This window comes from Cupriavidus sp. HPC(L), from assembly GCF_000307735.3.
Taxonomy (GTDB): Bacteria; Pseudomonadota; Gammaproteobacteria; order Burkholderiales; family Burkholderiaceae; genus Cupriavidus.
In genome coordinates this window covers 1-5,743 of record NZ_AMPR02000194.1, presented here as the reverse complement: position 1 = coordinate 5,743, position 5,743 = coordinate 1, and the positions used below count along the sequence as shown (strand labels likewise).

The window sequence follows — 5,743 nt, the reverse complement described above, 5'->3', positions numbered from 1 at the left end:
GGCCTGTCCGGACATTGCGTTCCCGCCTGCGCGGGCCGCGACGACAACGCACCTCGCATGGAAAATCGTCCCCCGATGCTGACGTTGGCGCAGGCGCTCGATGCGCTGCTGGCCGGCGCGCAGCCGATCACCGAAAGCGAACGCGTCGATACGCTGCAGGCCAATGGCCGCGTGCTGGCCCAGCCGGTCGCCAGCACGCTCGACGTCCCGCCCGCCGACAACACGTCGATGGACGGCTACGCGCTGCGCTGCGCCGACGTGCCGATGCCGGGCACCCGCCTGCGCGTCGCGCAGCGCATTCCGGCCGGCCATGTCGGCGTGCCGCTGGAAGCGGGCACCGCGGCGCGCATCTTCACCGGCGGACTGATTCCGCCCGGCGCGGATGCGGTGGTGATGCAGGAGCAGTGCCAGGCCGATGGCGACTTCGTCGTGGTCAATCACGCGCCGGGTCCTGGCGAGTGGATCCGCCGCGCCGGTGAGGACATCATGGCAGGCGCGGTGATCCTGCCCACCGGCTCACGGCTGACGCCGCAGGCGCTGGGGCTGGCCGCCTCGGTCGGCCAGGCGCAGGTCGACGTGGTGCGGCGCCCGCGCGTGGCGGTGTTCTTTACCGGCGATGAACTGGCGATGCCGGGCGAGCCGCTCAAGCCGGGCGCGATCTACAACTCCAACCGTTTCACGCTGCGCGGCCTGCTGGAAAACCTCGGCTGCGAAGTCACCGATTTCGGCATCGTGCCCGACACGCTCGACGCCACGCGCGACACGCTGCGGCGCGCGGCGCAAGGCCACGACCTGATCCTGACCTCGGGCGGCGTATCGGTCGGCGAGGAGGACCATATCAAGCCGGCGGTGCAGGCCGAAGGGCGGCTGGATCTGTGGCAGATCGCGATCAAGCCGGGCAAGCCGCTGGCGTTCGGCCATGTGTCGCGCGGCGGTGCCGGCGGCACGACCGGTACAGGCGATGCAGCCAGCGTCGCCGACAGCGCGGCCTTCCTCGGCCTGCCGGGCAACCCGGTGTCGAGCTTCGTCACCTTCCTGCTGTTCGTGCGTCCGTTCCTGCTGCGCATGCAGGGCGTCACCGACGTGGCGCCGCGGCGCATTCCGATGCGGGCCGACTTCGACCTGACCAAGTTCGATCGCCGCAACGAATTCCTGCGGGTGAAGATCAACGAGGGCGGCGGGCTGGACCTGTTCCCCAACCAGAGTTCGGGCGTGCTGACCTCGACGGTCTGGGGTGACGGCCTGGTCGACAATCCGCCCAACCAGCCGATCCGGCGCGGCGACATGGTGTCGTTCCTGCCGTTTGCCAACCTGGTGGCCTAGCTCCGGCGAGGGCAGCCGAAGCCGTAGAGAGAAGAGGGTAGCGATGCAGATCGAATTGCGGTTCTTCGCCAGCGTACGCGAGCAACTGGGCGTGGCCCAGGAGCGCGTCGAGCTGCCGGACACGGTCGCGACCGTGGGCCAGGTGCGCCAGTGGCTGCGCGATCGCGGCGGCGTCTGGCAGGAGGCGTTGGCCGAGGGCCGCGCGTTGCGCATGGCGGTCGACCATGCCGTTGCGCGTGCCGATACCGCGGTGGCCGACGGCAGCGAAGTGGCCTTCTTCCCGCCGGTGACCGGAGGCTGAGATGAGCGTCAGGGTACAGCGCGAGGATTTCGACCTGGGCGCCGAGGTGGCGGCGCTGCGCGCGGGACGTCCGGGCGTCGGCGCGGTCGCCAGCTTTATCGGCACGGTGCGGGACGTCAACGACGGCAGCCCGGTGCAGGCGATGGAGCTCGAGCACTATCCGGGCATGACCGAGAAGGCGTTGGAGCGGATCGAGGCGGTGGCGCGCGAGCGCTGGGCGCTCGACGGCGTGACCATCATCCACCGCGTCGGCCCGTTGCAACCGCAGGACCAGATCGTGCTGGTCGCCGTGGCGTCGGCCCATCGCGGCAATGCCTTCGCCGCCTGCGAATTCATCATGGACTATCTGAAGTCCGAGGCGCCGTTCTGGAAGAAGGAATCGACGCCCGACGGCGCGCGCTGGGTCGATGCCCGCGTCACCGACGAGGCCGCGCTGGCGCGCTGGGGCGTGCGTTCGCTCAATGTCAGTGGCGATGCCGACGAGGCAGAAGGCCGGTCCGGAGCCCCGGCTTGAGCGGGCTCGGCTTCGTCGCGGTCGGCGTCGGCGCGGCGATCGGCGCCTGGCTGCGCTGGCTGTTCTCGCTGCTGTGGAATGCCGCCAACCCGGCGTTGCCGTACGGCACGCTGGCGGCCAATCTGCTCGGCGGGTTCCTGATCGGCGTGGCGGTCGGCTTCTTCGACGCCCATGCCTCACTGTCACCGGCCTGGCGGCTGCTGGTGATCACCGGCTTTCTCGGCGGACTGACCACCTTCTCGACGTTCTCCAGCGAGCTGACCGCCAACCTGCTGGCGGGCAACTACGGCGCCGCGGCGCTGCACGTGCTGCTGCACCTCGGCGGCTCGCTGCTGCTGACACTGGTCGGGCTGTGGAGCTATCGGGCGCTGGCCTGACGCGCATCATCGCCTAATCGTCCCCGATTCATCCCCGATTCGTCCCTGATTCATCCCGGCGATCATCCGCAATAACGCGGTGTTGAAGGCCCGCGGCTGCTCCAGATGCGGACTGTGGCCCGCGGCCGGGATCGTCGCGACCCGCAGCGCTGGCTGCAGCGCGGCCGTGGCCGCCGCCAGCGGCGGCCGATAGAGCCGGCTTCGCTCCCCATACAGGCAGAACAGCGGCACGGTGGCCTCGCGCAGCATCGGCCGGTAGTCCTGCCGCGCCATGTCGAGCCACAGCTCGGCCAGCACGCCGGCGTCGCAGCCCAGCATCCAATCCCGCACGCGTGCCGCGTGGCCCGGTGACGGTTCTTCGCCTTCGGCCCACAGCCCGGCGCCGACCAGCGGCACCATGCCGTGCCAGTGGCGCCGCACCTGCGCCGCCATCTGGCCGGCCTGCGTCGCGGTGTAGCCGCCGTGCAGGCCATGTGGCCAGTCCGGCCCGGTCAGCAGCCGGGGCGTCATGTCGATGGCGCCGACCGCCGCGATGCGCGGTGCCAGCCACGCAGAGGGGCGGCCGCGCGCCAGTTCCCAGGCGACCATCGCCCCCATCGACCAGCCCACCACGATGGCATCGCGCAATGCCAGCGCATCGATCAGCCGCGCCACGCCGCCAGCCAGCCCGGCGATGGTGCCGCCCGCCGCGGGGCGGGACCGCGCCGACAGCCCGTGGCCCGCATGATCGGGCGCGATCACGCGGTATCCGTGTTGCGCCAGTGCTGCCTGTCCTGCGAAGGCCTGGCCGGGCACCGACCAGCCGTGCAGCAGCAGCAAGGGCCGGCCGGTGCCGGCTTCGCGCCAGCCGGGCAGGTCGTGGTCGGCAGGGTGTTCGGTGAAGCGATGGGCAGTGGAGGGCGGCGCGGTGGAGGACGATGCGGCCGAACCTGGCGCCATCGAAGGCGGCGCGGCGGGACCTGGCTGTGCGGTGCGATCGGCGGCGTCCAAACGGTGTCTCCGTGGCGGCGTGGCGCGTCCCGGGAGCGGCGAAGCCGGGCGCCGCCGCCATGCCGGCCGGGGCGCCTTGGGACAGCCATCTATTGACATTCCGATTCGCTGCTTTATACCATGAAACATGAATCACTTATCAGGTTTCATCGCTTGATGCGGTGATCCGATGCGCGATTCCGGAACATGGCCCCGATGCTGCCCGGCACCATGCTTTCCGTCGCTTCCCACGCTTGCCAACCGTAGTCCCGCTCGAACGAAGGCGCCGATGCCACCGACCGAAGCCTGTGTGATCCCGAAAACCGCGCGCGGCCAGAAGACCCGCGAGGCGCTGCTGCGGGCCGCCGAGAAGGTATTCGGCGAGAAGGGCTACTACGCCGCGTCGATCTCCGAGATCACGCAGGAGGCGCAGGTGGCGATGGGCACCTTCTACCTGTACTTCAAGGACAAGGAGGACGTGTTTCGCGCGCTGGTCCAGCACATGCTGGAGCTGGTGCGCGCGCACCTGCGCAAGCACGTCGCGCCGGCCACCACGCAGATCGAGGCCGAGCGCCTGGGCCTGAAGGCCTTCCTGTCCTTCGTCTCGCGCCACAAGAACCTGTACCGGATCGTGCTCGACTCGTATTCGGTCGACGAGACGATCTACAGCCAGTACTTCCAGGTCTTCGCGGAGCTCTACAGCCGCCGGCTGACGCGCGCGCAGGAGCTCGGCGAGATCGTTCCGGGCGACGCCGAGGTGCGCGCCTGGTGCCTGATCGGCATCAGCAATTTCCTCGGCATGCGCTACGCGCGCTGGAAACGGCCGGCGTCGATGGAGAAGGTCGTCGACACCGCGTTCGATCTGATCACGCACGGGCTGGCACCGCGATGACGATCCGATGAGCCGTACATAAGCAGGACATCAGCGGTACGCCAGGCCACGACAAAACAAAAAGGACCGAGGAGACAAACGATGGAACCCCACCGCATTGCCCGCCGCGCCGCGGCGCTTGCCGTCGCGCTCGCCGCCACGCTGCTGACCGGCGCCGCCGCCGCCAAGGACATCCGCATCGCCCACGTCTACGACAAGACCGGGGCGCTCGAGGCCTATGCCAAGCAGACCCAGATCGGGCTGATGATGGGACTCGAATACGCGACCGGCGGCACCATGACGGTCAACGGCCGCAAGCTGGTGGTGATCGAGAAGGACACGCAGGGCAAGCCCGACGTCGCCAAGGCGCAACTGGCCGCCGCCTACAGCGACGACCGCGCCGACATTGCGGTGGGGCCGACCTCGTCCGGCACGGCGCTGGCGATGCTGCCGGTCGCAGAGGAATACCGCAAGGTGCTGCTGGTCGAGCCGGCGGTGGCCGATTCGATCACCGGCGACAAGTGGAACCGCTACATCTTCCGCACCGGCCGCAATTCCTCGCAGGACGCGATCGCCAACGCGGTCGCGCTCGACAAGCCCGGCGTGCAGATCGCCACGCTGGCGCAGGACTACGCGTTCGGCCGCGACGGCGTCAAGGCGTTCAAGGACGCGCTGAAGCAAGCCAGGGTCGTGCACGAGGAATACCTGCCGACCAACACCACCGACTTCACCGCGGGCGCGCAGCGGCTGTTCGATGCGCTGAAGGACAAGCCCGGCCGCAAGGTGATCTTCATCATCTGGGCCGGCGCCGGCAATCCGTTCAAGATCGCCGATCTCGATCCGAAGCGCTACGGCATCGAGATCGCCACCGGCGGCAACATCCTGCCGGCGATGGCCAGCTACAAGAACTTCCCGGGCATGGAAGGGGCGACCTACTACTACTTCGGCATCCCGAAGAATCCGGCCAACCAGTGGCTGGTCGCCAACCACTACAACAAGTACAAGACCCCGCCCGACTTCTTTACCGCCGGCGGCATGGCCTCTGGCATCGCGCTGGTCGAGGCGCTGAAGAAGACCGGTGGTGCCACCGGCACCGAGAAGCTGATCGCCGCGATGGAAGGCATGTCGTTCGATACGCCGAAGGGACGGATGACGTTCCGCAAGGAGGACCATCAGGCGATGCAGTCGATGTACCACTTCAAGATCAAGGTCGACCCCGCCTTCGCCTGGGGCGTCCCCGAGCTGGTCCGCGAGATCAAGCCCGAGGAGATGCAGGTGCCGATCCGCAATCAACGGCAATGAGCAGGAATCAGCGCCGATAAACGGCAACAGCTCCAATGACGGCAATAACCGTGGAGAGCCCGGTGCAAGCCAACGCTGCAACCCTT

Annotated in this window: 7 protein-coding genes; 6 read left to right on the top strand and 1 reads right to left on the bottom strand. The window is 68.8% G+C overall.

The window, feature by feature from the left end; translation table 11 throughout:
• Positions 1-75: 75 nt before the first annotated feature.
• The 4 genes from glp to crcB are packed head-to-tail and all read left to right on the top strand — an operon-like array spanning position 76 to position 2,515.
• Positions 76-1,323 (top strand): gephyrin-like molybdotransferase Glp, encoded by a 1,248-nt coding sequence (glp, locus tag B551_RS12560; protein ID WP_023264208.1) that lies wholly within the window; start codon positions 76-78, stop codon positions 1,321-1,323.
• 43 nt (positions 1,324-1,366) lie between these two features.
• Positions 1,367-1,624, top strand: coding sequence for a molybdopterin converting factor subunit 1 (moaD, locus tag B551_RS12555; RefSeq protein ID WP_006579784.1), 258 nt, complete (start codon positions 1,367-1,369; stop codon positions 1,622-1,624).
• Position 1,625: 1 nt separating this feature from the next.
• Complete coding sequence (gene moaE, locus B551_RS12550) at positions 1,626-2,138, top strand: molybdopterin synthase catalytic subunit MoaE (RefSeq protein ID WP_006579783.1); 513 nt, start codon at positions 1,626-1,628, stop codon at positions 2,136-2,138.
• A complete protein-coding gene (crcB, locus tag B551_RS12545) occupies positions 2,135-2,515 on the top strand; it encodes a fluoride efflux transporter CrcB (protein WP_006579782.1) in 381 nt (126 codons plus the stop codon). Before moaE ends, crcB begins: the two co-directional genes overlap by 4 nt.
• A 6-nt stretch (positions 2,516-2,521) precedes the next feature.
• Here crcB and B551_RS12540 read toward each other — a convergent pair whose 3' ends face one another.
• Positions 2,522-3,505 carry an alpha/beta fold hydrolase gene (locus tag B551_RS12540; RefSeq protein WP_253281348.1) on the bottom strand — a complete coding sequence of 328 codons (984 nt, stop codon included), beginning with the start codon at positions 3,503-3,505 and terminating at the stop codon, positions 2,522-2,524.
• A gap of 268 nt (positions 3,506-3,773) precedes the next feature.
• On the opposite strand from B551_RS12540, the gene B551_RS12535 reads away from it, so the two are divergent.
• Together B551_RS12535 and B551_RS12530 are read left to right on the top strand one after the other, a co-directional pair.
• On the top strand, positions 3,774-4,376 hold the full coding sequence (locus B551_RS12535) for a TetR/AcrR family transcriptional regulator (RefSeq protein ID WP_006577456.1): 603 nt from the start codon (positions 3,774-3,776) through the stop codon (positions 4,374-4,376).
• 81 nt (positions 4,377-4,457) lie between these two features.
• A complete protein-coding gene (locus tag B551_RS12530) occupies positions 4,458-5,657 on the top strand; it encodes a substrate-binding domain-containing protein (RefSeq protein WP_006577457.1) in 1,200 nt (399 codons plus the stop codon).
• The last annotated feature ends 86 nt before the right edge of the window (positions 5,658-5,743 follow it).

Bases quoted from the DNA above. Each gene is read 5' to 3' on its own strand.
- B551_RS12530 (WP_006577457.1), top strand. From the start codon at position 4,458: ATGGAACCCCACCGCATTGCCCGCCGCGCCGCGGCGCTTGCCGTCGCG.
- moaD (WP_006579784.1), top strand. From the start codon at position 1,367: ATGCAGATCGAATTGCGGTTCTTCGCCAGCGTACGCGAGCAACTGGGC.
- glp (WP_023264208.1), top strand. From the start codon at position 76: ATGCTGACGTTGGCGCAGGCGCTCGATGCGCTGCTGGCCGGCGCGCAG.
- moaE (WP_006579783.1), top strand. From the start codon at position 1,626: ATGAGCGTCAGGGTACAGCGCGAGGATTTCGACCTGGGCGCCGAGGTG.
- B551_RS12535 (WP_006577456.1), top strand. From the start codon at position 3,774: ATGCCACCGACCGAAGCCTGTGTGATCCCGAAAACCGCGCGCGGCCAG.